Genomic DNA, 25,965 nt, shown 5'->3' on the forward strand with positions numbered 1-25,965 from the left:
GGGGCGAACTTCCCTTCTCCCACAACAAGGGGAGAAGGAAGACCGCGCTACATCTTCACCCGTTCCGCCTTTGGATCATACATCGGCTTCAGCGATGCCTCCGCCGCAAACCGCTCGCCGGCGATCTCGATCTCATAGGACGAGGCCAGCACATCCGCCTCGGTCTCGCCCTGGCAGGGCACATAGCCCAGCCCGATCGCGCCGCCGAGATGGTGGCCGTAATTGCCTGAGGTGATCGGACCGACGATCTTGCCGTCGCGCAGGATCGTCTCGTTGTGGAAGAGCAGCGGTTGCGGGTCCTTCAGCCGGAACTGGACCAGCCGGCGGCTCAATCCGGCTTCCTTCTTCTTCAACACCGCGTCGCGGCCGATGAAATCGCCCTTGGCCGTCTTCACCGCGAAGCCGAGGCCGGCTTCCAGCACATTGTCTTCGTCGGTGATGTCGTGACCGAAATGGCGGAAAGCCTTTTCGATGCGGCAGGAGTCGAGCGTATGCAGCCCGCACAGCTTGAGGCCGATATCGGCGCCGGCCGCTTCGATGGCTTCAAAGACGTGGGCCGCCTGGTCGGTCGAGACATAGAGCTCCCAGCCGAGTTCGCCGACATAGGTGACACGGTGGGCGCGGGCGAGGCCCATGCCGATCTCGATCTCCTGGAACGTGCCGAATGGGTTGTTCTCGTTGGAGAAGTCGTTGGGGCTGACCTTCTGGATCAGTTTTCGCGCATCCGGGCCCATCAGGCAGAGTACGCTTTCGGCAGCGGTTACATCGGTGATGACGACGAACTCATCTGTCAGGTGCTTGCGCAGCCAGGCGAGGTCGCGCTGCAGCGCGGCGCCGGGCACGACGAGGAAATAGGCGGTGTCCGACAGGCGCGACACCGTGAGATCGCTCTCGATGCCGCCGCGCCGGTTGAGCATCTGCGTGTAGACGATCTTGCCCGGCGCTACGTCCATGTCATTGGCGCAGAGTTTTTGCAGGAAGGCGCAGGCGTCGCGGCCTTCGACGCGGATCTTGCCGAACGAGGTCATGTCGAACAGGCCGACCTTGTTGCGGACGGCGAGGTGCTCCTCGCGCTGGTTGTCGAACCAGTTCTGCCGCTTCCAGGAATAGCGGTACTCGCGCTCCTGTCCCTCGCGCGCGAACCAGTTGGCGCGCTCCCAGCCGGCGACCTCGCCGAACACGGCGCCGCGCGCCTTCAGATGCTCGTGCAGGGGTGAACGGCGCACGCCGCGCGACGTCGCCATCTGGCGATAGGGGAAATGGTCGGCATAGAGCAGGCCGAGCGTTTCGGAGACGCGCTCCTTGAGGTAACGGCGGTTCTTCTGGAAAGGCTGGGCGCGGCGGATGTCGACTTCCCACAGGTCGAACGGTGCCTCGCCGTCGTTGATCCACTGTGCCAGCGCCATGCCGGCGCCGCCTGACGAGACGATGCCGATCGAATTGTAGCCAGTCGCCATCCAGTAGCCACGCAGTTCCGGCGCCTCGCCGAGATAGTAGCGGTCGTCGGGCGTAAAACTCTCGGGGCCGTTGAAGAACGTGTGGATGCCGGCGGTCGCCAGCATCGGCATGCGGTTTACGCCCATTTCCAGGATCGGCTCGAAATGGTCCATGTCCTCGGGCAGTTGATCGAAGCAGAAGTCCTCGCGGATGCCGTCCATGCCCCAGGGCTTGGCCACCGGCTCGAAGGCGCCGAGCATCATCTTGCCGGCGTCTTCCTTGTAATAGGCGCACTCGTCGGGCACGCGCAGCACCGGCAGGCGGCTCAGCCCCGGGATCGGCTCGGTGACGAGGTAAAAATGCTCGCAGGCGTGCAGCGGGATGGTGACGCCGTTCTGGGCGCCCAGTTCGCGCGCCCACATGCCGGCGCAGTTGACGACGATGTCGGCCTCGATCGTGCCTTGCTCCTCGCCCTGCGCCCAGGACACGCCGGTGACGCGGCCGTCCCTGGTGTGGACCTTGGTGACCTTCACATTCTCCACGATGGTGGCGCCGCGTTGGCGCGCGCCCTTCGCCAGCGCCATGGCGATGTTGGCGGGGTCGCACTGGCCATCAAGCGGCAGATGTACGGCGCCGACGACGTCGGACACGTTGAGATGCGGGTACATCTCCTTGACTTCCCTGGGCGAAATCTCGCGCACATCGACATCGAAGGCGCGGGCGAGTGACGCCTGACGGTAGATCTCGTGCTTGCGCTCCTCGGTCAGCGCGACGGTGATCGAGCCGACTTGGCGCATGCCGGTGCCGACCTCGGTCTCGGCTTCCAGCTTGACGTAGAGGTCGGCCGAATATTTCGCCAGCCGCGTCATGTTCTGCGAGCCGCGCAACTGGCCGATCAGGCCGGCGGCATGCCATGTGGTGCCCGAGGTCAGCTGCTTGCGCTCCAGAAGGACGATGTCGGTCCAGCCGAGCTTGGCCAGGTGATAGGCGACCGAGCAGCCGGAAACGCCGCCGCCGATGATGACGGCTCTTGCCTTGGCGGGAATGGTTCTGGGGGAGGGGATATTCATGCGGCCTCGCGGCGGTAGCTGGAGACAAAGCGGCGCAGCCGGAGCGCTGCTTCCCGCAAGACGGGTTCCGGCTGGCACAGGCTGACGCGGATATGGCCGGCCGCGGCCTCGCCGAAACTGGAGCCGGGCATGACGCCGACCTTCTCCTTGTCGAGGAAGGCGAAGGCGAATTTCTCGTCGTCGGATTCGACGGCCGATATGTCGAGCATGACATACATGCCGCCTTCGGAGCCGCGCACGCCGACATCGTTCATGCCGCGCACGGCGTCGAGCAGGACGGCGCGTCGCGCCGCATAGCGTTCGGCGATTTCCTTCACGCCATAACCCTTCTCCAGCGCCTCGGTGCAAGCGATCGAGATGAAGGCCGGGAGGCCGTAGGTCGTCACCAGATTGAGGTTGGTCAGCAGCGAGATCATCTCGCTGGGGCCGGTCAGCCAGCCCATGCGCCAACCGGTCATGCCATGGCTCTTGGACATGGAATTGATGACCAGCGTGCGCTCAGCCATGCCGGGCAGGGAACGCGGCGAGATGTGCTCGCCACCGCCGAGCGTCCAGTAGACTTCGTCGGACAGCAGCCACAAATCGTGCTCGCGGCAGACCTCGGCCAGCTGTTCCAACCGTTCGCGCGAATAGACGGCTCCGGTCGGGTTGTTCGGCGTGTTGATCAGGATGGCGCGCGTATTCGGCCGAAGTGCCGCCCGGATCATGTCGGCGCGGGGCTGGAAACCGTCCTCGGCCGGCGTCTCGACAACCGTGAAGGTCGCGCCCGCGGCGCTGAAGGTGTTGGGGTAGGTCGCGTAGTATGGCGCGACCACGATGGCGTGGTCGCCCGGATCGAGCACGGCCTGCACGGCGGCGTAGAGCGCCGCCTGGCCGCCCGGCGTGGCGATGACCTGGTCCGGCGTCGTCCCGACGCCCGTGCAGGCGACCGAGGCCGCCGCCATCGCCTTGCGCAGGCGCGGCAGGCCGGGCAAAGGGGTATAGTGGTGATTGCTGCCGCGAACCGCGGTCACGCAGGCCTCGATCGTTTCGGAAGGTGTGTCGAAATCGTGATCGCCGACCGACAGCATGATGATGTCCTCGCCGGCTTCCTTGCGGGCCCACGCGGCGAAATGGACTTCCCAGCCATCCTTGCCCGACGGCACGATGCCTGAAATGCGCGATGATGGTTTTGGCATCAGGCTCTCAACCTTTCGTTTTTCGGATCCCACAAAGGCTCATCGTTCTGCACGACCGCCTTGAAACGGTCGCCGAAGATCTCGATCTCCACGGCGGTGCCGGGCTCCGCCAGATCGGCACGCAGCATGCCGAGCGCGATCGACTTGCCGACGCGATGACCCCAGCCGCCCGACGTCGTCTCGCCGACGATCTGGCCTTCACGCCACAGCGTCGACATGTAGGGCGCGTCGCAATCGCCGGGGTTTTCCACCACCAGCGTGACGAAGCGCTTCCTGACGCCCTGCTGTTTCTCGTTCTGCAGCGCTGCCTTGCCGCGGAACTCGGGCTTGTCCCATTTGACGAACCGCTCGAGCCCGCCTTGCAGGATCGAATAGTCGGTCGAAAGGTCGCCCTTCCAGGTGCGGTAGCCCTTTTCGAGCCGCAGCGAATCCAGCGCGTACATGCCGAATGGTTTCAGGCCGTGCGGCTGTCCCGCCGCGCAGATGGTGTCGAAAACGGCGGCGGTGTCGTCGACCCTGGTGTGGATTTCCCAGCCGAGTTCGCCGGCGAAGGAGACGCGGACCAGCTTCGCCCAGCGCCCGGCGATCTTGGTTTCCTGATGCGTGAGCCACGGCAAGGTCAGGTCGGCCTCACAGACGGCGGCGAGGATTTCCCGCGACTTGGGTCCGGCCAGGATTTGGGTGGAGAATTCCTCGGTCCGGTCGATCAGCTTGAAAGTCGCATCCACGGGCATGTGCGATTTCAGCCATTCGAAATCATGCCATTGCGCCACCGCCGCGGTGATCAGCGTCATGGACTCCTCGCCGTGGCGCACCACCGACATTTCGGTGACGATGCGGCCCTTGTCGTCGGAGAAATAGACGAGACCGATGCGGCCGGGCTTCGGCACGAGGCCGGTCACTTGCCGGCTAAGCCATTCGGCGGCGCCCGGACCTTCGAGGTTGAAGCGCGAAAAACCCGGCAGGTCGAGGATGCCGGCGGCGTCGCGGACGGCCAGGCATTCCTCGCGCACGCGGTGCTGCCACGGCCCGTCGCGACGGAAGGTGAGCGTTGCTTCCTCCGAGACGTCGTCGCCATCCTGCGCATACCAGGTGGCGCGCTCCCAGCCATTATAGGCGTCGAAGCGCGCGCCGAACGCCTTCATGCGATCATGGATCGGCGACAATTTCCTGTCGCGTCCCGCCGGCCAGGCATGGCGCGGAAACTGGATGGCGTATTCGTTGCCGTAGATCTCCATGCCTTTGGCAACGCAGTAATCCGGAGCCGAAGCGAAGGACGTGAAGCGGCGCGGGTCGCAAGACCACATGTCCCATTCGGTCTGGCCTTGCGTGACCCATTCGGCCAACACCTTGCCTGCACCGCCGCCTTGCGCGATGCCGAAGGTGAAGACGCAGGCCTCGAACGCATTGGGGACGCCCGGCATCGGCCCGATCAGCGGATTGCCGTCCGGCGCATAGGGGATCGGGCCGTTGATGACCTTGGACAGGCCGGCGGTGCCCAGGATCGGCACGCGGGCGACGGCGTCGGCCAGATAATGTTCCAGCCGGTCGAGATCGTCGGGGAAAAGCTGGAAGGAAAAATCCTCCGGCATCGGATCGTTGTGACCCGCCCAATGCGCGCGGCAATTGCGCTCATAGGGGCCGAGATTCATGCCGTTCTTTTCCTGGCGCAGATAGTAGGAAGTGTCGACGTCACGCAGCAGCGGCAGCTTCCTGCCCTGTTCCTTCGACCATGCGGCGAGTTCGGGGATCTCCTCGAACAATATGTACTGATGGCTCATCACCATCATCGGCACCTCGCGGCCGAACATTTTTCCAACTTCGGCGGCACGGTAGCCGGCGGCGTTGACGACGATCTCGCAGCGGATCTCGCCTTGCGGCGTCACGACCACCCATTCGTCCCTTTCGCGGCGCACGCCTGTCACCGGGCAGAAGCGTATGATCCGGGCACCCATGTCGCGCGCGCCCTTGGCCAGCGCCTGGGTCAGCTGCGCCGGGTCTATGTCGCCGTCGCTCGGGTCGTAGAGGGCGCCTTCCAGCTCATGCGTCTCGATGAAGGGATAGCGGCGCTTGATCTCGTCCGTGCCGACGATATCGATGTCCATGCCCTGGTAGCGGCCCATGCCCTTGGCGCGCTGGAACTCCTGCATGCGCTCTTGCGTGTGGGCAAGCCGCAGGGAGCCGGTGACATGGTAGTTCATGGGATAGTCGACGGCCTCGGCCAGCCCGCGATAGAGCTCGGTCGAATAGCGCTGCATGTTCATCAGCGACCAGGACGAGGAGAAGGTCGGCACATTACCGGCGGCATGCCAGGTCGAGCCGGAGGTGAGTTCATTCTTTTCCAGGAGAACGCAGTCGGTCCAGCCCGCCTTGGCGAGATGGTACAGAGAGGAGGCGCCAACGACACCGCCTCCGATGATCACCACGCGTGCCGTGCTCGGCAAACCGGCCATGTTCTTCTCCAACCCTTGGTCCAATTTCATTCAATAAACTGGCGGCGAAACCACCCAGATGACGACCGCCGGCTCCAATCCCGGATTGCGCCAGCGGAAAGGCTTGCCCTCGAAGCGAAAGGAATCGCCTTCGCCGAGCCGGTGCCATGTCCCCGATATTTCGATGTCGAACGTCCCCGACACGACATATCCAGCCTCTTCGGTTGGCCGGCGCGCCTCGCTCTTGAGCTCAGCGCCCGGCGCGAAGACGGAACGCAGCATCTCGAAGCTACCGCCGAGATCAGGCGACAGAAGCTCCTCCATGAGGCCGGATTCGCTTGTGCCAAGGGTGCGGCGGCTGCCGGCCCGCACGACCGCGCCGCGCTCGCTTTCGACAGGCACGTCGTGGCCGAAGAACAGGCTGACCGGCACGCCGAACAGTTCGCCGAAAGCCCGGAGATCACTGAGCGACGGTGTCGACAGGCCGCGTTCGACCTGGCTGACCCAGCCGACCGACCGGCCGAGTTTCAGGGCGATCTCGGCGAGCGTCAACCCTCGCGCCTTGCGCAGCGCCCTGATGTCGCTGGCCAGCAATCGCTCGTAATTTCCCTGCAATGCTTTCGCTGTAGTTGGAGGCAAATCGCGCTCTCGTGAAAAAATCCCATCAAATTTCATGAGATGCCGGAGCGGTGAAAAAATCAAGCGGATTTTCACGGGTGCACAAGATTTGCTTGCGCGATTTTGGCGGTTCATGCAAAGGCTCGGCCGCGAGCGGCGAGTGGGGACGTCCGATCGGGACACAGGGTAAGGACGGCCCATGCTTGGAAAGAAGGCTCGAATCACGGTTGATGCCGAGATCGTCGACGACGCGATCGTATCGCGCCGGTCGGTGCGCGCTTTTCTGCCCGACATGGTCGACGACAACACGGTCCGCGACATACTGGCGGTCGCGGCACGCGCCCCTTCCGGCACCAATATGCAGCCATGGCGGGTCTATGTCACCAAGGGTGACACCAAGCAGCGGATATCGGATGCCATCCTGAATTCCGGCATCCGTGCTGAAAAGGCCGATTGGGACGAATATCGCTATTATCCCACGCAGTTCTTCGAACCCTACCTGACCCGCCGCCGCGCCAACGGTTTCGGCCTCTATGGCGCGCTCGGCATCGGTCGCCGCGAGGTCGACAAGATGCGTGCCCAGCACGACCGCAACTTCGTCTTCTTCGACGCGCCGGTCGGCATGATCTTCACCATCGACCGCCGCCTCAACCAGGGTTCCTGGATCGACTATGGCATGTTCCTGCAGAACATCATGGTTGCCGCGCGGGGCAGGGGCCTGCACACCTGTCCGCAGGCGGCGTTCGCGCCCTATCACCGGCAGATCAGGCCGGTGCTCGGCATTCCCGACGAGGAGATCGTCGTCTGCGGCATGGCGCTCGGTTATGAAGATACGTCGAAGCCCGAAAACGCCTTCCGAACCGACCGCGTGCCGCTGGAGGAATGGGTGACGTTCAGCGAGTAGGCCGCTGCTGCGCTGCGACATCCGCTATTCCGTGTTCATCTGGGCGCCATGGCCGCTGACATGGGCGCCATCCTTCGGCGTCAGCTTGAGATAGGCTGATAGCGCGCACAGCGTGATGACACCCTCGATCACGAACAGTATCCGGAAGTCATTGGCGACGGCCGGGCCGCCGCCGGCCAGAAACGATAGTGCCGCGGCGGCCAGGCCGACGCTGATCGCCACCGCCAGTTGCCACAATATGTAATAGAGCGCGCTGAAGCGGGCGAGCTGATCGGGCGCGATGTCGGAATAGGCAAGGTTGCCGGTCGACGCCCATTGCGCGGAACGGAAGACGCCGAAGATGAAGATGTAGGCAAGCACGATCCACACCGGTGTGGTCGCCTGCATCAGGGCAAAGCCCGCAACCATGGCCGCGACGACGGGCGTGTTGAAAACCAGCACGCGGCGGAAACCGAAGCGGTTGAGCAGGCGAGGCATGAAGACACGCATGACCACCGACCCGACCGCGGCGACGAAGGTCAGCGATCCCGCCTGTACCGCGCTCATGCCGAAGCCGAGCTGGAACATCAGCGGCAGCAGGAAGACGACGGAGCTGAGGCCGATCGTGTCCAGACCGCCGCCGGTGAGGAAGGAGATGCGGAAGGTGCGGATGCGCAGGAGCTTGAGGTCGAGCAGGGGATTGCGCACGCGCAGGCAATAGAACGAGGCGACCGTCAGGATGACCAGCGCCAGGACAAGCTCGGCCGCGATCACGCCGGCGGCCGCATCTTTCGCCGCCAGCGAATCCATGCCGAAGACAAGCAGGACCATGCCGCTGCCGACCAGCAGGAAGCCCGGGAAATCGAACGGCGTGCGCACGGGTTTGGTCACCGTCGGAAACAGCGAGGCGGCAAGGACAGCCGCGGCCAGCGCGAAGGGCACGTTGATGAAGAAGATCCAGCGCCAGGAAATGTAAGTGGTCAGCGCGCCGCCGACGAGCGGACCGACCAGCGGCCCGGACTGGCCGGCCAGCGAGATATACATGTTGATCTTCAGCGTCCGGCTTCGAGGGAAGGTCGACAGGATGACGACCTGGCCGAGCGTGCCCATCAGTGCGCCGCCGAAGCCCTGCAGCGCGCGGGCGCCGACCAGCGTCCAGATATTGTTCGATAGGCCGCACAGCGCCGACGAGGCGGCGAATACCAGCAGCGCAAAGCAATAGACGTTGCGCAGGCCGAAGCGGTCGGCGGCCCAGCCGCCGAGCGGCATCGAGATGATCAGGCTGGCGACGTAGACCGTGATCAGCAGGCCAAGCTGGCTCGGTGGACGGCCAAGGCTTTCGCTGATGCCGGGCAGCGCCGTCACCACGACATTCTGGTCGAGACTGGTCATGAACACGCCGCAGGCGACCGTCAGCGGCAGCAGGAGCAGGGCTCTGGCTGGCACATCGGCGCGATCGGTGGCGCCGGCGGATATTTCTGCGGTCATGGAGATATTCGAACCAAACGGATGCGCGGATTCTGGAGACGGGTTTTGTTACCCTTCGGACCGGCTTGACGGCCATGTCATGCCAGTATGACGGCCGCCGGCGCATTGCTGTAGCGTCAGAGCCGGCCGGCCTTGATGCCAGAATTCGTCGACCCCGAGCCTACTGTACCTCGTAGCCGACTTCCTCGCTGGCGTGACACAGCGCCTTCCAGAAGGAGCGCGCGAAAGAACGGAAGACGTAGATGTCGAACTGGTCGCCGCCGGTGCGCTGGACCTGGGCGAAGACATCGTGATGGGTGGTCGAGCGGCCGGCGCCGAGCGGGAAGGCCGGCAGCGCGAAATCGATGGCGAAGAACTTCGCCAGCACCCATTCGGCCTTCGGTCCGGCGATGCGGATCACGCTGCGGCCATGCGAAAGATCGGTCACCGTGCCGATGGCGGGGGTCACCACGCCCGCGAAAGCCGCGGCCAGCCCCTCGGCTTCGTCGGCTACGGTGAACTTTCCCGGTGCGAAACCGAATGCCGATTTGGCGCCATTGGTGGCGCCACCGCCGGCACCGTCGGGCAACGTAAGCCCGGCGACGGCGCGGATGCCTGATATCAGTTTCTTCTCTTCGCCCGGCCAGGCGGCGAGCTGCACGATCGAGCCCGGTCTCGTCTCGGTCAGGATGACCTCGACACCATGTTCGAAATTGCCGTGCGAGCCGACATGGAATTCCGGTTCCAGCGGTGAAAGGCGCTCAACCATGCATGCGGCTCCCGTCCGGATCGTAGAAGTGGTTGGAAACGATCTCGACCGGTCCGAACCGGTTGCGCAGCGGATCGGAGACATGGGCGCGCGAGCCGTGCCTGGCCTTGCCGCCTTTGATCAGCGCCAGCGCGATGTGCTTGCCGAGCGCCGGCGAATAGCAGCAGGCCGTGATGTGGCCGATGGAGCCGTGCGGGTTGGACTCGTCAAGCTCCTCGACGATATGCGCGCCGCCGTTGAGCGGCCTGTTGTCGAGCGAGACCAGGCCGACAAGTTCCAGCCGGTCGGGCGAGATGAGGCCCTCGCGGTCCATCATCGCCGAGCCGATAAACGGCTTCTTCTTCGACAGCATCCAGTCGAGATGCAGGTCGCGCGCCGTGGTGCGGCCGTCGATCTCGGCGCCCGTCACATGGCCTTTCTCGATGCGCATGGTGCCCAGTGCTTCCAGTCCGTAGGTTACCAGTCCGAACGGCTTGCCGGCCTCGATAAGCGCTTCCCAGACATGCGTGCCATGGTCGGCGCCGCAATAGACCTCGAACGCCATTTCGCCGGAAAAGGACAGCCGGCAGATCATCACCGGCACACCAGCGATCTGGCCATGCACGATGCCCATGAACGGCAGCGCCGCATTGTCGACAGCGGTGCCGACGACGCAGCCGGCCAGGATCTGCCTGGCTTTCGGCCCGCCGATCGCGGCACCCGCCCACTGGTCGGTCACGGAGGTGACATGAACCTTGAGCTCCGGCCAGACCACATCGAGGAAATATTCCAGATGCTGCATAACCTTGCCGGCATTGGCCGTGGTGGTGGTCATCAGGAAATCCTGTTCGCCGAGCCGCCATGTGGTACCGTCGTCGAAGGCCAGCCCGTCCTCGCGCAGCATCAGCCCGTAGCGCGCCTTGCCGACGGCCAGCGTGGAAAACATGTTGGTGTAGACACGGTCGAGGAATTCGGCCGCGTCCGGACCTTGCACCGCGATCTTGCCCAGCGTCGAGACATCGACGATGCCGGCGCTTTCGCGCGTCGCCCTGGCCTCGCGCACATAGGCCTGCTCGACCGTTTCGCCGGCAAGGCCGTAGATCATCGGCCGGTACCACAGGCCGGCGGAATACATGGTTGCGCCATTGGCGACATGCCAGTCATGCATCGGCGTCAGCCGTTCGGGCTTGAGGTCGCCGAAGCGCTCCGCCGCCAGTGATCCGATCGAAACCGGTGCAAAAGGCGCCCGGAAGCGTGTCGTGCCGACTTCCGGGATCGGCTTGCCCAGCGCCTCGGCCATGATGGCCAGGCCGGGGACGTTGGAATTCTTGCCCTGGTCGGTCGCCATGCCGAGCGTGGTGTAGCGTTTCAGATGCTCGACCGACACGAAGCCTTCGCGGTGCGCCAGCCGCACGTCCTCCGACGTCACGTCGTGCTGGAAGTCGACGAAGCTCTTGCCGCTGGCCCTGATCTCGAACACCGGCGCCGGATCGGGATCGCAAGCTACGGCTTCGACCGGGGGCAGTGCGGCCGGCGTGGCTTGCGCGCCTGCCGCGGCAAGGCCCGCGGCGCGGCCCTCGATCATTGCTTCGGCCGTGGAAAAGCTGCCGGTGAAGGCGCCGGCGCCAATCCAGTTCTGCGTCGGCTTCGGCGGCAGGAAGGCTTGTCGGGCGGCATTCCACTCCGCCTTGGCGCCGGCCTGGCTGGCCAGATGGATGGTTGGCGACCAGCCGCCCGACATCAAGAGGCAGTCGGCATGGATGCTGCGAGAATCGCCGGTGAGCGTGCCGTTGGTCATGTCGAAGCGCTGCAGCTTGACGCCGGAGAGCGCCTTGCCGCCCTCAGTGGCGATCACGGCATGGCCGGGAAAGATCTCGGCTTCGGTCTCCTCGGCCAGCTTGCGCATTTGGCCAGAAAGCTCGGGGCGGACATCGACAATCGCGGCAATCCTTGCGCCGGCCTTCTTCAGCGCCAGGGCGCAGCGATAGACGCTGTCATTGTTGGTGAACAGCGCGACCGTCTGCCCCGCCAGCACGCCGAATTCGTTGGCGTAGCGCTCCGCGGCATGCGCCAGCATGACGCCCGGGCGGTCATTGCCCGGGAATACAAGCGGCCGTTCGAAAGCGCCGGTGGCCAGCACAACCGACCGTGCGCGGATCGCCCAATAGCGATGGCGTGGTTCGCCCTTGCCGTGTGTCTCCTTGTGATCGGTGACGCGCTCAAGGGCGGCAAGCGTATTGCTGTCGTAGTAGCCCCAGACCGTGGTGCGCGGCAGAAGCCGGACATTGTCGTAACCCTCGAGCTGGGCCACGGTTCGCCTGGCCCAGTCGGCCGCCGGCAGGTCATCGATCGTCTCGTTCGACCAGTTGGCCGAGCCGCCGAAACGCGGATCGAGTTCGCTAAGTATGACGCGCGCGCCCTGGTCAGCAGCAGCCTTGGCGGCCGTCAGCCCGGCAGGGCCGGAGCCGACCACCAGCACGTCGCAAAAGGCGTTCATGCGCTCATAGCGCGCCGGGTCGGCCGCGGAACCGGCACGGCCGAGGCCGGCGGCGCGGCGGATGAAATGCTCGCAGAACATCCAGAAGCGCGTGCCCTTCAGCGGCCCGATCACCGGACCCATGAAGGTCTTGTAGTAGAAGCCGGCCGACAGGAGCTTGCCGCCGAGCTGGTTGACGGCGCTGACGTCCCAGGCCAGCGACGGAAAACGGTTCTGGCTGACGGCGACCAGCCCGTCATGAATCTCGACCATGGTCGCCGCGATGTTGGGCTCGCGGACCTCGCCCTTCAGCACCGTCACCAGCGCGTTCGGCTCTTCCACGCCTGCTGTCAGGAGGCCGCGCGGGCGGTGGTATTTGAACGAGCGCCCGTAAAGCGTGACGCCGTTGGCCAGCAGTGCCGAAGCCAGCGTATCGCCGGCATGGCCGGTGTAGGACGCGCCATCAAAGGTGAAGCGGATGGTCTTCAGCCGGTCGATGCGGCCGCCGGTTTCGGTGCGGCGCGGGCTCACGATCTGCCCTCCGCCTTGCGACGCGCGACCGGGCCGTGATCGACGCGTGCGAAGGCGACGCTGGAAATCTCATGCGTCAGCGTGTTGCGCACGACCCTGAGATGCGCGCGGCAGGCGCCGGAATGCTGCCAGATCTCGTTGTGGTCTCCGGCCGGGTTCAGCCGGTCATAGACATAGGCGTTCCAGGCTTCGAAGTTCTGCGAGGCGGGGTCGGGACGCTCGCGGTTGCCGTCACCCTGGTAGGTGAACTCGATGACGTCGCGCGGGCCGCAATAGGGACAAGTGATCAACATCGGATATTCCTGGTGCAGCCTTGCTCGGTGAAGCCTTGCTTGGAGAGATATTGTTCAGTGCAGTCTGGGATTGGCGCCCTGGCCTTTGTCGTCGATCACCAGGCCGCGATGGAAGCGGTCGAGCGTGAAGGGGGCGTTGAGGTCATGCGGCTCGTCCTTGGCGATGGTCCAGGCAAAGCACCAGCCGGAGGCGGGCGTCGCCTTGAAGCCGCCATAGCACCAGCCGCAGTTGAGATACATGCCGGGCAGGGGCCCGGTGGTGATGATGGGCGAGCCGTCCATCGACATGTCGCAGACGCCACCCCAGGAGCGCAGCATGCGCACGCGGGCAAGCCCCGGGAACAGCGCCAGCATCTCGCTCATCACCTCGTCGACGATGGGCAGGTTGCCGCGCTGGGCGTAGCTGTTGTAGCCGTCGATGTCGCCGCCATAGACGAGGCCGCCCTTGTCCGATTGCGACATGTAGAAATGGCCCATGCCGAACGTGACGACCGTATCGATGAAGGGCTTCAGCGATTCGGTGACGAAGGCCTGCAGCACATGGCTCTCGATCGGCATCGTCTCGATGCCGGCAAGCTGCATCACCCGGCCGGTGCTGCCGGCCACCGCGACCGCCACCTTCTTGGCGCGGATGTCGCCGCGTGATGTGGTGACGCCGGTGATGCGGTCGCCGTCGCGCAGGAAGCCGGTGACCTCGCAATTCTCGATGATGTCGACGCCGCGCCGGTCGGCGCCGCGCGCATAGCCCCAGGCCACGGCGTCGTGGCGGGCGGTGCCGGCGCGCCGCTGCATCAGGCCGCCGACCACGGGGAAGCGTGCATCACTGGAAATATCGAGCGCGGGGATCAGGCGCTTGATTTGCGCCGGCGTCATCAGTTCGGCGTCGACACCGAGATGGCGCATGGCGTTGCCGCGCCGTGCATAGTCGTCGAACTGGGCCGGCGTGTGCGCCAGGTTCAGGCAGCCGCGCTGCGAGAACATGACGTTGTAGTTGAGATCGTGCGACAGGTTCTCCCACAGCTTCATCGAATGCTCGTAGAAGCGGGTGTTGGCGGGCAGCAGATAGTTGGAGCGCACGGCGGTGGTGTTGCGGCCGACATTGCCGGAGCCGAGCCAGCCTTTTTCCAGCACCGCGACATTGGTGATGCCGTGTTCCTTGGCGAGATAATAGGCGGTCGACAACCCGTGCCCGCCGCCACCGATGATGATGACGTCGTAGGATGCCTTCGGGTCCGGCTTGCGCCAGGCCGGCTTCCAGTCCTTGTTTCCCTTGAGCGCGTTCGCGAGCAGCGAAAGGGCCGAGTACTCTGCCATGGATATGATGTCCGTTTCGGGCGATGCGGCAGACTATAGAGCAGGCCGCACGCGCAAAGCCAATATTGCGCCATCGCCTTTCGACTGGCCGACGCTCCGGCCACCGTCAGATCAGCGCAGGTGCGGTCGGATCAGGGGACGAGTCCGGGTGACGGGGTCCTTCGCCGGCGCGCTGTTGATGGAGCATTGAACGAAAAAACCCGCCTGTGCGGCGGGTCGTTGGCGCAACTCAGCACCATGACTGAATATCTACCATAGCTGCCTTCACCCAGTCAAGAAAAAATTCCTATCATAAAGCTGCCGGCACAACGGGACTGGCGGTCGTCAGGTCTTTGTTGCCCCGAGTTCGGAGCCCTGGCGGTCGGATGCGACGGCTTGCCCCATGATATGGCCGTCTTTATCAAGGACAGGCAAATTCAATTGCCATTGCCGCCTTGAGTCGCCAACAAATCATGTTTTTCAAATTGCTTCGTCTCGTCTTGATGTTCGCGCTTGTCGTTTCGGCGCCGCTTTCGTTCGATGCGTCGGCGCAAGGGCTTGGCCAGGCGCCTGCCGGACTGGTCGCCGACCAGCAGAAAATCCTTCAGGACCTGACGACCAAGACCGATAATTTCGACAAGAAGATCCAGCAGGACGGCGACGACGACGCCACTCTCGTCGATATCCGCCTGCAACTCGAGGAACTGTCGCGGCAATCGCTGAACAGCGCGCTGGCCTTCCGCACCCGCCTTAGCGAGATCAACAGCCGGCTCGAGCAGCTTGGCCCGGCACCCGCCGCAGGCCAGCCGCCGGAACCCGACATCGTCAGCACCGAGCGCCAGGCGCTGGTCTCCGAAAAGGCCGAGATCAACGCGGTCATCGCGCAGGCGCAGACGCTGTCGATCCGCATCAGCGGGATGATCGACAAGATCGGCAACATGCGCAGCGCGCTTTTCCGCAATCTCCTGACCAAGCGCTATGTGCTGTCGGATGCGCTGAGCCCACAGGTCTTTTCCGACGCCCGCGACGAGTTCGGCAATTTCTACAAGGCGGTCTCGTCCTGGCTGAGCTTCGCCTTCAGGTTCAAGTTCCAGGCCATTCTGGCGGCAACCTTCGTGGCGCTCGGGCTGGCCTTGGTGCTTCTGGTCGGCGGCAGGCGGTTGTTTGGACGGGTGTTCGAAGCCGATCCGTCCAATGAGGACCCGTCCTATCTCAGCCGCCTGTCGGTGGCCTTCTGGTCGACATTGCTGCCGACGCTGGCGGTCGGCGCCTTTCTTGGGTCGACGATTTTCTTTTTCAACTATTACAACGTTTTGCGCGGCGACATTGGCCTTTTCCTCAACGCGCTGGCGACCGTCATCGGGGTGGTGTTCTGCGTCAATCGGCTGGCCAATGCGGCGCTCGAGCCACGGCTGCCGAACTGGCGCCTGATCCCGGTCGAATCCGGCCCGGCGCGCTGGCTGGTGCGCCTGACCACCGCCATGGCCGTGGTCATCAGCGTCAACACCTTCCTGTCCGTCATCAACGACAAGATGGGATCGCCGCTGTCGCTGACGATCGCGCGCAGTTTCGTGGCCACCATCGTCGTCGGCATCATCCTGATCCTGATGGCGATGCTGCGGCCGTTCAAGGCCCGTGACGGCAGCTGGCGGCCTTGGCCGGCATGGCTGCGCTACCTGGCGCTGGCTCTGGGGCTCTTCACCATCATAGCCGCCTTGCTTGGCTATATCGGCCTTGCGCTGTTCGTCTCGCTGCAGGTGGTGGTCACCGGCACGGCGCTCGTCACCGCTTATATCGGCTTCCTGTCGGCACAGGCGATCGGCGACGAGGGCGCCTTCGCCAACACGTCGGTCGGGCGCTGGCTGTCGGCCAATTCCAGCTACGAGGACACCGCGCTCGACCAGCTCGGCCTTGTCGTCAGCGTCGCCATCAATGTGATGATCGTGCTGGTCTTCCTGCCGCTGATCCTGTTGATGTGGGGCTTCCAACCGGGCGACATCCAGGCCTGGGCTTACAAACTGGCGACTGGGATTAATATCGGTTCGGTGACGATTTCGGTCACCGGCATCCTTTCGGGCATCGTCGTCTTCATCATCGGCTATTTCCTGACGCGCTGGTTCCAGGGCTGGCTCGACGGTTCGGTGATGGCGCGCGGCAAGGTCGACACGGGCGTGCGCAACTCGATCCGGCTGGCCGTCGGCTATGCCGGCGTGGCACTCGCGGCACTGATCGGCATCTCGGCGGCGGGCATCGATCTGTCCAGCCTGGCGCTGGTCGCCGGCGCGCTTTCCCTCGGCATCGGCTTTGGCCTGCAGAACGTGGTGTCGAACTTCGTCTCGGGCCTGATCCTGCTGGCCGAGCGGCCGTTCAAGGTCGGCGACTGGATCGTCGCCGGCGACATCAGCGGCACCGTCAAGAAGATCAGCGTGCGCGCCACCGAGATCGAGACCTTCCAGCGGCAGTCGGTGATCCTGCCCAATTCGAACCTGATCAACAACGCCGTCGGCAACTGGACGCACCGCAACAAGCTCGGCCGCATCGACATCAAGGTCGGCGTCGCCTATGGCAGCGACGTCAAGCAGGTGCACGCCGTCCTGCTCGAGATCGCCCGCGGTCATCCGCTGGTGCTGAAGAACCCCGAACCCTTCGTCCTGTTTTCCAATTTCGGGCCTGCCGCGCTGGAATTCGAGATCCGCCTGTTCCTGGCGGATGTGATGAACGGCAACATCGTGCAGAACGACATCCGCTTCACCGTGCTGGAAACATTCAGCGACCAGCATATCGAGATACCCTCGACGCCACGCGCGGTCGTCGAGCCCAAGCATGCGAAGGCCTGGCCGACCGACGACGACAAGATCGAGGCCGACTTCGCCGAGCAGGAACGAGCAAAGGCGGAGGCCGCGGCCGAGGCCAAACGTCTCTCCAAATCAGGACGCAAGGCGAAGAAGCCTGATCCGGATTAGATCGGCGGTCGTAAGGTTCAGGCCATCAAACCAATTGCGGCATGAATGCGGCATTCAGTTGCGGTTCAGCTTCCATCTCATATAAGCTCCCATGCAAAGGCGAGAATGCCTTGCGAAATGCAACAGAGGCGGTGGGAACACCGATATTGCACATGTGGAAGTCTCTCGTCGCTGCCGTCGCCTTGCTCGCCGTGAGCGGGTCGGCCCATTCCGCCAGCGCGGTCAACAAGGACGCCGAGACCCGCACGCTGATCGTGACGGAAGGCGGCAGCAAGACCGACCTGGCGCTGGCCGCCGGCGAAACCGTGGAATTCTGCCCGAATGGCTGTTTCGTCACCTTGCCCAATGGCGATCTCGAAGCCCTGACCGGCTCGGAAACGGTCGAGATCTCGGGCGGCATCGCCCGCATCAAGTAATTTTTGTCCACATCTCTTGAGAGGCCGGACATTTGCCCGGCCTTTTATTGTTTCCGGTAGCGGTTGTTTAACAATGACACGGGAAATACCGCAGTGACAGCCGCCCACAACCCGGCGTTTTAACGTTCGTTACGCCGTCTCCCCGCTATACGTCTTGTGAAGACGCCGACAAACGGCGCGACGGGTTCGAGGCAGGGCAGGACGACATGGACGCGCGGTCCGACGGAAACGCAATACCGCTTGCGGTCGATCTCGACGGCACGCTGATCGCGACCGACCTGCTATGGGAAGGACTGTTCATCCTTCTCAAGAAGAACCCGCTCTACATTTTCCTCGTGCCTTTCTGGGCCGCCGCCGGGCCGGCCCGGCTGAAGCAGGCCATCGCCCAGCGCGTCGATATCGATCCCGCGTCGCTGCCTTACCGCGCGCCATTGCTCGACCGCATCCGGGCCGAGCATGCCGAAGGCCGCAAGATCGTGCTGGCGACAGGCACGCCGCGCAAATTCGCCGACGCCATCGCTCGCCACCTCGGTGTCTTCGACCGGGTGCTGGCGACGGACGGGGTCGACAATCTGACTTCCGGCAAGAAGCGTGCCTCGCTTATTGCGGCCTATGGCGATGGCGGCTTCGATTATGCCGGCAACAGCCGCCATGATCTCAAGGTTTTCGATGCGGCACGCAGCGCGATCGTGGTGGCGCCGGACCGCCACGCCGCGCGCTGGCAGGCGGCGCATGGCGCCGAAACCATGTCGGCGCCGAAACCGACATTGCGGACCATCGTCAAAATGCTGCGCGTGCATCAGTGGCTGAAGAATTCGCTGATCGCGGTGCCGATGGTGCTGTCGCACGAATATTTCAACACCGGCATGATCTGGGAGTGCGTGCTGGCGTTCATCTCGTTCAGCGCGGTGGCGTCGGCCATCTATATCCTCAACGATTTCTTCGACCTGGCGCTTGACCGCAAGCATGCCACCAAGCGTCACAGGCCATTCGCCAGCGGCGCGCTCTCCATCCCGTTCGGGATCGGCGCGATCGCGGTGCTGCTGGCGATCGGCATCGGCACAGGACTGTTTCTGGCGCCCGAATTCCTCGCCGTGCTCGGCGGCTACATGGCTGTCACCACGGCTTATTCGCTGTCATTCAAGCGCATGCTGCTGGTCGACGTGCTGACGCTGGCCGGCCTCTACACGATCCGCGTTCTGGCGGGCGCGGCCGCGACCGGCGTCGAGGTCTCGTTCTGGCTGCTCGCCTTCTCGATCTTCTTCTTCCTGTCGCTGGCGCTGGTGAAGCGCTTCGTCGAATTGCGCACCACGGCCATTCCACCCGGCGAGCGCATTGCCGGGCGCGGATATCGCACCGAGGACCAGGAGATCGTCGCCCAGGCCGGCATGGCTTCGGCCTTCTCCTCGGCACTGGTGCTGGCGCTCTACATGGACAGTGTCGCGGTGCGTGAGCTCTACCCGCATCCCTGGCTGATCTGGCCGCTGCCGCCGATCGTGCTTTATCTCACCATGCGGGTCTGGATCCTGGCGCGTCGCGATGAGATGCATGACGATCCGGTCGTGTTCATCATCCGCGACTGGCGCAGCCAGATCGTGGTGCTGATCGGCGCCGTGCTGCTGGTGATTGGGGGCTGGTAGACATGGCCGGCGAGCGCTTCGACAGCTTCGGGCGCGCGACGTTGCCCGCGCCCCGCGTCATCGGCATCGATGACGCGATCGTGTTGCTGAAGGGCGGCCAGGCCAGGCAAGCCTCGCTGCTTGCTTATGGCAATGGCAGATCCTACGGCGATTCCTGCCAGAACGAGGCCGGCGCGGTCGTCGACATGCGGCCGCTGAACCGCATCCGCGCCTTCAATGCCGAGACCGGCCTTCTCGAAGCGGATGCGGGCGTGCTTTTGTCCGACATCATTGCCCACGCCGCGCCCTACGGCTTCTTCCCGGCAGTCGTTCCGGGCACGCAGTTCGTCACGCTCGGCGGCGCCATAGCCAACGACGTCCACGGCAAGAACCATCACCGGCGCGGCACGTTCGGCTGCCATGTCGAAAGCCTCACGCTGCTGCGGTCCGATGGACAGACCTACCGCTGCTCCGCCACGGACAATCCGCGGTTGTTCCGGGCGACGATCGGCGGCATGGGGCTGACAGGCCTGATCCTGTCGGCCTCGATCCGGTTGATGCGGGTGCATTCCCTCGACATCATCGAGAAGGTGACGCCGTTTCGCGACCTGGGCGAGTTCTTCGACCTGGCCGAGGCGGCGGACCAGGCCAATGAATATGCCGTCGCCTGGATCGATCAGCTCGCCGGCGGCAGGCGCAGCGGGCGCGGCCTGCTGTTCACAGGCAACCACGCCGAGCATGGCTCGCACACCGCCGCGCGTGCCGGCGGCAATTTCGCGGTGCCGTTCCAGCCGCCTTTCAATGTGCTCAGCCGGCCGTTCCTGAGCGCCTTCAATGCGGCCTACCGATGGCGGAAGGGCCGCTCTGCCGCGCCGCGCCAGGTCGGCTACCAGGACTTCTTCTTCCCGCTGGACGGTGTGCGCGATTGGAACAGGCTTTACGGTCCGAACGGGCTGTTCCAGCACCAGAGCGTTGTGCCGGAAGAAGCCGCGCGTGAAGCGGTGCCGATGCTGCTCGCGGCTGCCAGGCGGGCGGGGCAGGGCTCGTTCCTCACTGTTCTGAAACGCTTCGGCGGCGTCCGATCCCCGGCGCTGCTCTCCTTCCCGCGGCCTGGCTACACGCTGACGCTGGATTTCCCCAACAGGGGAGCCGCGACCCTGGCATTGCTGGATGAACTCGACCGCATCGCCATCGGAGCCGGCGGAGCGGTCAACCCCTACAAGGATGCGCGCATGAGTGCCGCGACCTTCGCCGCGTCCTTTCCGGAGTGGTCGCGGCTGGAGGCGCAGCGCGATCCGGCCTTCATGTCCGGCTTCTGGGCGCGCACCGCGAAAAACATCGACCTGGGAAGGCGGGGCGCCGAGGCCGCCGAATAGATAAAATTGAAATGGATCTTGGTTAGCGACTGGTTAACGAGGAGATTTACTCAAAATATCCTTGTGAGTTCACGAAATCTTTTCGGGTTTGTAATAGAAGGCGTCACGGGTGGGTGAGCAGCTATGAAATATATCGTCTTCATTCTCTTTACGGTCATGACCAATGCGGCCGCGCAGCTGATGCTGAAGCAAGGCATGATGTCGCTTGGGCCGATCTCGTTCGAAGGCGCCAACCCGCTTATCAGGCTGTTGCAGATCGTCTTCAGCCCCTGGGTGTTCCTCGGCCTGTGCACCTTCGTCATTTCCATGGCCTCGCATCTCTACGTGCTGTCCAAGGTCGAGCTTTCCTTTGCCTATCCCTTCCTTAGCCTCGCCTATGTCGCCGTCGCGGTCTTCGCCTATTTCGTCTTCCGCGAGGACCTCAATGGCTGGCGCATCGCGGGTATCGCCTGCATTTGCGTGGGCACGGTGCTGATCGCCCAAAGCGGCCGAGACTTGGGTGTCCGCGGGCATGACGAGCAGACCGTTTCCATCACTCCCGGCAAGATCGGCACCAGCGAGATAGTTCGATGAGACATGTGATTTTCGGCGGCGACGGCTTTGTCGGTCGCCACCTTGCCCCGAAGCTCGTGGCGGATGGCGAGGAGGTTGTCGTCGCCGACATCGTCAAGAGCGATCTTGCGCATTACCGCAACGTCGGCTTCATCCATTGCGACGTGACCGATCCCGCATCGGTGGCGGCGGTTGGGCTGAAGGCCGACGACATGGTCTACAATCTGTCGGCAAAGATGCTGTCGCCGATCCAGGTGCGCGCCAAGCGGCACGATTTCTTCTTTCCGGTCAATTTCCATGGCACCGAGCATATCATGCAGGCGATGGACAAGGCTGGCGCACCCAGGCTTGTCCACTACACGACCGACATGATCTACGGCCATACGGTTACCTTCCCGATGACCGAGGAGCATCCGGTCGCGCCGCTCGGCGAATATGGCTGGTCGAAGCAGAAGACGGAGGAACTGGCCGCCGAATGGCGCAAGCGCGGCATGTTGATCTCGCTGTTTCGTCCGCGCCTGATCATCGGTCCCGGCCGCCTCGGCATCCTTGAAAAACTGTTCAAGCTGATCGACTGGAACCTTCCGGTGCCGATGATCGGCTCGGGCCGGAATCCATACCAGTTCATTTCTGTTTTCGATTGTGCGGAAGCTGCCCGCGCGGCCTGGAAAGCCGGCGTACCAAACGAGGCCTATAATCTGGGTTCGCTCAACCCGCCGCCGGTCAGGAAATTGCTCGGCGACCTGATCAGGCATGCCGGTTCGAAATCGATCCTGATCCCGACACCGGGCTGGGCGGTGAAGCGCACGCTGGACCTGCTCGACCTGATGAACCTGCCGATCATGGATCCGGAGCAATATCTGATCGCCGACGAGGAGTGCGTGCTCGACGTTTCCAAAGCGGGACGCCAGCTTGGCTGGGTGCCGCAACATCGCGACGAGGACATGCTGATCGCCGCCTACAGTGAATACCGCGCCAGGAAGGCCGGCCACGCCGTCGCCACCAAACATGTGCCCGCCGAATAGCAGCCCGCCAACAGTTTCATTTGCGCACGATCCCCGATCCTGCGCGCGGACAGGAGATTGAAATGACCGTCATGGCCAAGCCCGATCAGGCGAGCGCGCGCACCATGATCAGCGCGCCGGCGCTGTCGCCAGCCACCATCGCCAAGCCTGACCTGATCAGCGTCGAGCAGGCCAAGGCGATGGACGTCGCTGCGATGACCGACCTGTTCAAGGCGCATCTCAACCCGGGCCAGCTGCATTTCATGAAGCTGCTCGGCTTCCACAAGATCAAGATCGAGCGCGCCGAGGGCATGTTCTACATCGACCAGAACGGCCGCAAGATCCTGGATTTCTTCGGCGGCTTCGGTTCGCTGGCCTTCGGCCACAACCATCCGCGCATCCTCGAAGCGCGCAAGAAATTCCAGGAGGAGAAGCGCCAGGAGATCGCCATCGCCTTCATGTCGCAATATGCGGCCGCGTTGGCGCACAACATCGCCAAATGTTCGCCCGGCGATCTCGACATGGTGTTTCTGGGCTCGTCCGGCTCGGAAGCGATGGAAGCGGCGGTAAAACTCGCCGAGCGTGCCGCCGGCCCGAAGCGGCCGAAAATCGTCTATGCCGAGAATTCCTTCCACGGCAAGACCAAGGGTGTGCTGGCGATCACCGACGGCCAGCTCTACCGCGCCGATTTCAAGGTGGCGGACAATGCGGTCCGGATTCCGTTCGCGGACATCGAAGCGGTCGAGCGCGCATTCCGCGCCGATCCCGAGATCGGCGTCATCGTGCTGGAAACCATCCAGGGCGGCGGCGGCATCATCCAGGCGCCCGCGGAATATTGGCGGAAGCTGCGCGCATTGTGCGATCAATACGGTGTGCTGTGGGTGGCCGATGAAGTGCAGTGCGGCTATGGCCGCTCCGGCCGCTTCTATGCTTTCGAACATTATGGCGTCGTTCCCGACGTGACGGCGCTCGCCAAGTCGCTCGGTGGCGGCAAGGCGGCGGTCGGCGCGATGGTCGCCAGGCGCGAGATCTATATGAAGGCCTACGGCACGCCGAAGACGGCGATGATCCATGCCATGGCGACTTTCGGCGGCATGGGCGAGGCCTGCGTCACCTCGATCGAAGCGCTCAACGTTCTCTATGACGAGGGCCTGATCGACAATGCCGCCGCTACCGGCGAGTACCTTTTGCAGCGCCTCCAGGCACTGAAGGACAAATACCCCAAGATCATCAAGGACGTCCGCGGTAAGGGGCTCATGATCGGGCTCGAGTTCCATGATTTCTCGCAGACATTGCCGACCGTGTTGCGGCCGGTGGTCAGCGTGCTTGACGACAAGCTGAAGGGTTCGCTGTCGGGCTTTATCGGCGCGCTGCTGCTGCGTGACTATGACGTGTTGGTCGCCTTCACCGAGTACAACCGCAACGTCATCCGGCTCGAGCCGCCGCTGATCTGCCAGCGCGAGCATGTCGACCGGTTTGTCGACGCTTTCGACAGCCTTTTGTCGCGCGGCATTGTGGGAATCGTGAAGGATTTCGTCAAAAGCCAGGTTCGTTGAGCACCACGACGATGCTGACCAAGTCGCCCACTCCGCAAAACCCGCTCGACCGGCTCACAGCGGCCGGCCTGGCGTGGGGCGAGGGGACCTATGCGCGGCTGGCGGCACCCATCGGCGCGGCGGCTTTCGCGTTCTACATCCTTTTGACGGCGCTGACGGCCTGGGTGATGCCCGATGCCAATTGGGACATGCTGCCCTATCTCGCCGTATCAGAGGAAGGCACATACCCCGATGCGCAGGCGCTGCATGACTATGCCTACAACACCGTCAAGGCCGGGGTCTCGGCAGGTGACTACAAGACGCTGACCGACGATGGCGGCGGCTTCCGCAGCCACATGGCGGAGAATGCCGCCGACTTCCATTCGCTGCTCGGCATGTACCGGATCAAGTTCCTCTACGCCGAGATCCTGTCGACGCTGAGCGCGGCGATGTCGCCGGTCGAGGCGATGCGGCTGGTGCAGGTAGCCTCGGTGCTGCTGTTCGGCGCGATCACGCTGCTCTGGCTGCGCTCGGAAAAAGCATTGGCTTTGGCGCCGGTGATCGGCGCGGTGCTGATCATGGCCGATTTCGGCGATGCGGCGTGCGCCTCGACGCCGGATCTGCTGACTTCGGCACTGCTGCTCGGCGGGCTTTACGCCTATGTCAGGGGCCGCGAGGCGGCGACGGCGATCCTGCTCTTCCTCGCCTTCATGGTGCGGCCGGACAATATTGTCTTTCTTGCCGTTTTCGCCGTTCTGCTCATCGCCTTCCGGCAGCAGGCATGGGGTGCGCTGGTCGGTTTTGCGGCGTCCTTCGTCGCCTATTTCGCCATCTCGCACTGGTCGCATCATCCTGGCTGGTGGCCGCATCTGTGGTTCTCCAGCGTCGAGCAGCACTACAACATGGACGGGTTCGAGCCGCCGTTCTCCGTCGTTGCCTATCTCAAGGCATTTGCCGCATCGCTGCTGCGCGCCGTCAACCTGAACAGCTGGGTCGGCGTCTCGGTGCTGGCGCTGGCCGGCTGGTACGCGGTCGGCCGTGCCGGCTTCCGGCTCGACCGACGCGCCGGCATTCTGTTCGCGGCGCTCGTGCTCGGCGCGCTGGCTAAATTCACCGTCTTCCCGATCCACGACACGCGCATCTATTTCCCGCATCTGGTTCCGCCATTCCTGCTGCTGGCCACCCCTTTCATGGCGCTGTGGGCGACAGTCGGCCGTGACCAGCACCGCGCCGTCTTGCATGTCATTCCCGGAGACACGCCATGAGTTCGCTGTCCAGCCTGACGCGCATCGCGCTGTCGCTTGGCCTTCCGGCCGGTTTGCTCGACCGGGGGCCGTCGCTGCGCGGCACGAAATTCCTGGCCGGGGCGGCATTGAAAGCGCGCCTCGGCGGGACAAGGCGGCCCTTCCAGATGGTCAATGTCGGCGCCTGCGACGGCGCGCTGTTCGACGACGTCACGCCCTGGCTGCATCGCATTCCAGGCGCCCGTGCCCTGCTGGTCGAGCCGATCCCCTATAACCAGAAGCGCCTGCGCGCCAACTATCCCGATACCAACCGGTTCATCATCGAGCCGGTTGCCGTCACGAAAACAAGGGGGACGATCACCGTCCACACCTTCGATGCCGCCGCGCTCGAGGCCGGCACGCTGCCGATCGAGTTCATCGGCTGCTCCTCGGTTACCGACACCAACCTGATGTCGGGCAAGAATGCCTGGGGCGAGGATGACGTGAATTTCAACAAATTCGCGCCCTATCTCAGGGACATCGAAGTGCCGTCCGAGACCTTGCAGACATTGCTCGACCGCAACGGCATCAGCCATATCGACGCCTTCCTCGTCGATTGCGAGGGCGCAGACTGGATGGTCTTCGAGCAACTCGATCTCCAACGCTACCGTCCGGGCATGATCAAGGTCGAGGTCGGCGCACTGCCCGCTCCGGAGATCGGCCAGGTCGTGGTCAAGCTCAAGACCGCCGGCTACCAGGTCGGTTTCCAGGCCGAGGACATCTGGGCCTTCGCCTGACGGCAGCGATTTTCCTGATCCAAATCGGGTCGCGACGCATTCGCGGCGTGTCGC

19 protein-coding genes are annotated in these 25,965 nt (G+C 64.0%); 10 read left to right on the plus strand and 9 right to left on the minus strand.

Annotation, left to right across the window (positions count from 1 at the left end):
- Positions 1 to 47 precede the first annotated feature (47 nt).
- Genes FJ949_RS10255 through FJ949_RS10270 form a run of 4 tightly spaced genes read right to left on the minus strand, consistent with a single transcriptional unit; the run spans position 48 to position 6,711 of the window.
- Positions 48 to 2,507 (minus strand): FAD-dependent oxidoreductase, encoded by a 2,460-nt coding sequence (locus FJ949_RS10255; protein WP_140495618.1) that lies wholly within the window; start codon positions 2,505 to 2,507, stop codon positions 48 to 50.
- Positions 2,504 to 3,685, minus strand: coding sequence for a pyridoxal phosphate-dependent aminotransferase (locus FJ949_RS10260; protein WP_140495619.1), 1,182 nt, complete (start codon positions 3,683 to 3,685; stop codon positions 2,504 to 2,506). The genes FJ949_RS10255 and FJ949_RS10260 overlap by 4 nt, the downstream gene beginning before the upstream one ends.
- Positions 3,685 to 6,138: an FAD-dependent oxidoreductase gene (locus FJ949_RS10265; protein ID WP_140495620.1), complete on the minus strand. Its 2,454-nt coding sequence runs from the start codon at positions 6,136 to 6,138 to the stop codon at positions 3,685 to 3,687. Before FJ949_RS10265 ends, FJ949_RS10260 begins: the two co-directional genes overlap by 1 nt.
- Before the next feature lie 30 nt (positions 6,139 to 6,168).
- Positions 6,169 to 6,711 carry an XRE family transcriptional regulator gene (locus tag FJ949_RS10270; protein ID WP_181168529.1) on the minus strand — a complete coding sequence of 181 codons (543 nt, stop codon included), beginning with the start codon at positions 6,709 to 6,711 and terminating at the stop codon, positions 6,169 to 6,171.
- A 223-nt stretch (positions 6,712 to 6,934) separates the two neighbouring features.
- On the opposite strand from FJ949_RS10270, the gene FJ949_RS10275 reads away from it, so the two are divergent.
- On the plus strand, positions 6,935 to 7,639 hold the full coding sequence (locus FJ949_RS10275) for a nitroreductase (protein ID WP_140495622.1): 705 nt from the start codon (positions 6,935 to 6,937) through the stop codon (positions 7,637 to 7,639).
- A gap of 24 nt (positions 7,640 to 7,663) precedes the next feature.
- Here FJ949_RS10275 and FJ949_RS10280 read toward each other — a convergent pair whose 3' ends face one another.
- The 5 genes from FJ949_RS10280 to FJ949_RS10300 form a co-directional block, all read right to left on the minus strand.
- Complete coding sequence (locus FJ949_RS10280) at positions 7,664 to 9,106, minus strand: MFS transporter (RefSeq protein ID WP_140495623.1); 1,443 nt, start codon at positions 9,104 to 9,106, stop codon at positions 7,664 to 7,666.
- Positions 9,107 to 9,266: 160 nt separating this feature from the next.
- On the minus strand, positions 9,267 to 9,854 hold the full coding sequence (locus FJ949_RS10285; RefSeq protein ID WP_140495624.1) for a sarcosine oxidase subunit gamma: 588 nt from the start codon (positions 9,852 to 9,854) through the stop codon (positions 9,267 to 9,269).
- Complete coding sequence (locus tag FJ949_RS10290) at positions 9,847 to 12,840, minus strand: sarcosine oxidase subunit alpha (RefSeq protein WP_140495625.1); 2,994 nt, start codon at positions 12,838 to 12,840, stop codon at positions 9,847 to 9,849. The genes FJ949_RS10285 and FJ949_RS10290 overlap by 8 nt, the downstream gene beginning before the upstream one ends.
- Positions 12,837 to 13,133, minus strand: coding sequence for a sarcosine oxidase subunit delta (locus FJ949_RS10295; RefSeq protein WP_140495626.1), 297 nt, complete (start codon positions 13,131 to 13,133; stop codon positions 12,837 to 12,839). Before FJ949_RS10295 ends, FJ949_RS10290 begins: the two co-directional genes overlap by 4 nt.
- A gap of 54 nt (positions 13,134 to 13,187) precedes the next feature.
- Positions 13,188 to 14,447: a sarcosine oxidase subunit beta gene (locus tag FJ949_RS10300; protein ID WP_140495627.1), complete on the minus strand. Its 1,260-nt coding sequence runs from the start codon at positions 14,445 to 14,447 to the stop codon at positions 13,188 to 13,190.
- Between the two features lie 452 nt (positions 14,448 to 14,899).
- Between FJ949_RS10300 and FJ949_RS10305 the strand changes: the two genes are divergently transcribed.
- The 9 genes from FJ949_RS10305 (at position 14,900) to FJ949_RS10345 (ending at position 25,911) form a co-directional block, all read left to right on the plus strand.
- Positions 14,900 to 17,389 (plus strand): mechanosensitive ion channel family protein, encoded by a 2,490-nt coding sequence (locus tag FJ949_RS10305; RefSeq protein ID WP_140495628.1) that lies wholly within the window; start codon positions 14,900 to 14,902, stop codon positions 17,387 to 17,389.
- A 152-nt stretch (positions 17,390 to 17,541) separates the two neighbouring features.
- The gene (locus FJ949_RS10310; RefSeq protein ID WP_140495629.1) at positions 17,542 to 17,805 is read left to right on the plus strand and encodes a hypothetical protein; all 264 of its coding nucleotides are present in this window, start codon (positions 17,542 to 17,544) and stop codon (positions 17,803 to 17,805) included.
- A 206-nt stretch (positions 17,806 to 18,011) separates the two neighbouring features.
- Positions 18,012 to 19,445 carry a UbiA family prenyltransferase gene (locus FJ949_RS10315; protein ID WP_140495630.1) on the plus strand — a complete coding sequence of 478 codons (1,434 nt, stop codon included), beginning with the start codon at positions 18,012 to 18,014 and terminating at the stop codon, positions 19,443 to 19,445.
- Between the two features lie 2 nt (positions 19,446 to 19,447).
- Positions 19,448 to 20,800: an FAD-binding oxidoreductase gene (locus FJ949_RS10320; protein WP_140495631.1), complete on the plus strand. Its 1,353-nt coding sequence runs from the start codon at positions 19,448 to 19,450 to the stop codon at positions 20,798 to 20,800.
- Positions 20,801 to 20,923: 123 nt separating this feature from the next.
- A complete protein-coding gene (locus tag FJ949_RS10325) occupies positions 20,924 to 21,373 on the plus strand; it encodes an EamA family transporter (protein ID WP_140495632.1) in 450 nt (149 codons plus the stop codon).
- The gene (locus tag FJ949_RS10330) at positions 21,370 to 22,377 is read left to right on the plus strand and encodes an NAD(P)-dependent oxidoreductase (RefSeq protein WP_140495633.1); all 1,008 of its coding nucleotides are present in this window, start codon (positions 21,370 to 21,372) and stop codon (positions 22,375 to 22,377) included. The genes FJ949_RS10325 and FJ949_RS10330 overlap by 4 nt, the downstream gene beginning before the upstream one ends.
- A 104-nt stretch (positions 22,378 to 22,481) precedes the next feature.
- Positions 22,482 to 23,912, plus strand: a complete 1,431-nt coding sequence (locus FJ949_RS10335) for an aspartate aminotransferase family protein (RefSeq protein WP_181169601.1) — start codon at positions 22,482 to 22,484, stop codon at positions 23,910 to 23,912.
- Between the two features lie 11 nt (positions 23,913 to 23,923).
- Positions 23,924 to 25,156 (plus strand): hypothetical protein, encoded by a 1,233-nt coding sequence (locus tag FJ949_RS10340; protein ID WP_140495871.1) that lies wholly within the window; start codon positions 23,924 to 23,926, stop codon positions 25,154 to 25,156.
- On the plus strand, positions 25,153 to 25,911 hold the full coding sequence (locus FJ949_RS10345; protein WP_140495635.1) for an FkbM family methyltransferase: 759 nt from the start codon (positions 25,153 to 25,155) through the stop codon (positions 25,909 to 25,911). The genes FJ949_RS10340 and FJ949_RS10345 overlap by 4 nt, the downstream gene beginning before the upstream one ends.
- Positions 25,912 to 25,965 lie beyond the last annotated feature (54 nt).

It is taken from the genome of Mesorhizobium sp. B2-4-1, from assembly GCF_006442185.1.
Lineage (GTDB): Bacteria > Pseudomonadota > Alphaproteobacteria > Rhizobiales > Rhizobiaceae > Mesorhizobium.

Bases quoted from the DNA above. Each gene is read 5' to 3' on its own strand.
- FJ949_RS10255 (WP_140495618.1), bottom strand. From the start codon at position 2,507: ATGAATATCCCCTCCCCCAGAACCATTCCCGCCAAGGCAAGAGCCGTC.
- FJ949_RS10260 (WP_140495619.1), bottom strand. From the start codon at position 3,685: ATGCCAAAACCATCATCGCGCATTTCAGGCATCGTGCCGTCGGGCAAG.
- FJ949_RS10265 (WP_140495620.1), bottom strand. From the start codon at position 6,138: ATGGCCGGTTTGCCGAGCACGGCACGCGTGGTGATCATCGGAGGCGGT.
- FJ949_RS10275 (WP_140495622.1), top strand. From the start codon at position 6,935: ATGCTTGGAAAGAAGGCTCGAATCACGGTTGATGCCGAGATCGTCGAC.
- FJ949_RS10280 (WP_140495623.1), bottom strand. From the start codon at position 9,106: ATGACCGCAGAAATATCCGCCGGCGCCACCGATCGCGCCGATGTGCCA.
- FJ949_RS10285 (WP_140495624.1), bottom strand. From the start codon at position 9,854: ATGGTTGAGCGCCTTTCACCGCTGGAACCGGAATTCCATGTCGGCTCG.
- FJ949_RS10295 (WP_140495626.1), bottom strand. From the start codon at position 13,133: ATGTTGATCACTTGTCCCTATTGCGGCCCGCGCGACGTCATCGAGTTC.
- FJ949_RS10300 (WP_140495627.1), bottom strand. From the start codon at position 14,447: ATGGCAGAGTACTCGGCCCTTTCGCTGCTCGCGAACGCGCTCAAGGGA.
- FJ949_RS10305 (WP_140495628.1), top strand. From the start codon at position 14,900: ATGTTTTTCAAATTGCTTCGTCTCGTCTTGATGTTCGCGCTTGTCGTT.
- FJ949_RS10310 (WP_140495629.1), top strand. From the start codon at position 17,542: ATGTGGAAGTCTCTCGTCGCTGCCGTCGCCTTGCTCGCCGTGAGCGGG.
- FJ949_RS10315 (WP_140495630.1), top strand. From the start codon at position 18,012: ATGGACGCGCGGTCCGACGGAAACGCAATACCGCTTGCGGTCGATCTC.
- FJ949_RS10320 (WP_140495631.1), top strand. From the start codon at position 19,448: ATGGCCGGCGAGCGCTTCGACAGCTTCGGGCGCGCGACGTTGCCCGCG.
- FJ949_RS10325 (WP_140495632.1), top strand. From the start codon at position 20,924: ATGAAATATATCGTCTTCATTCTCTTTACGGTCATGACCAATGCGGCC.
- FJ949_RS10330 (WP_140495633.1), top strand. From the start codon at position 21,370: ATGAGACATGTGATTTTCGGCGGCGACGGCTTTGTCGGTCGCCACCTT.
- FJ949_RS10335 (WP_181169601.1), top strand. From the start codon at position 22,482: ATGATCAGCGCGCCGGCGCTGTCGCCAGCCACCATCGCCAAGCCTGAC.
- FJ949_RS10340 (WP_140495871.1), top strand. From the start codon at position 23,924: ATGCTGACCAAGTCGCCCACTCCGCAAAACCCGCTCGACCGGCTCACA.
- FJ949_RS10345 (WP_140495635.1), top strand. From the start codon at position 25,153: ATGAGTTCGCTGTCCAGCCTGACGCGCATCGCGCTGTCGCTTGGCCTT.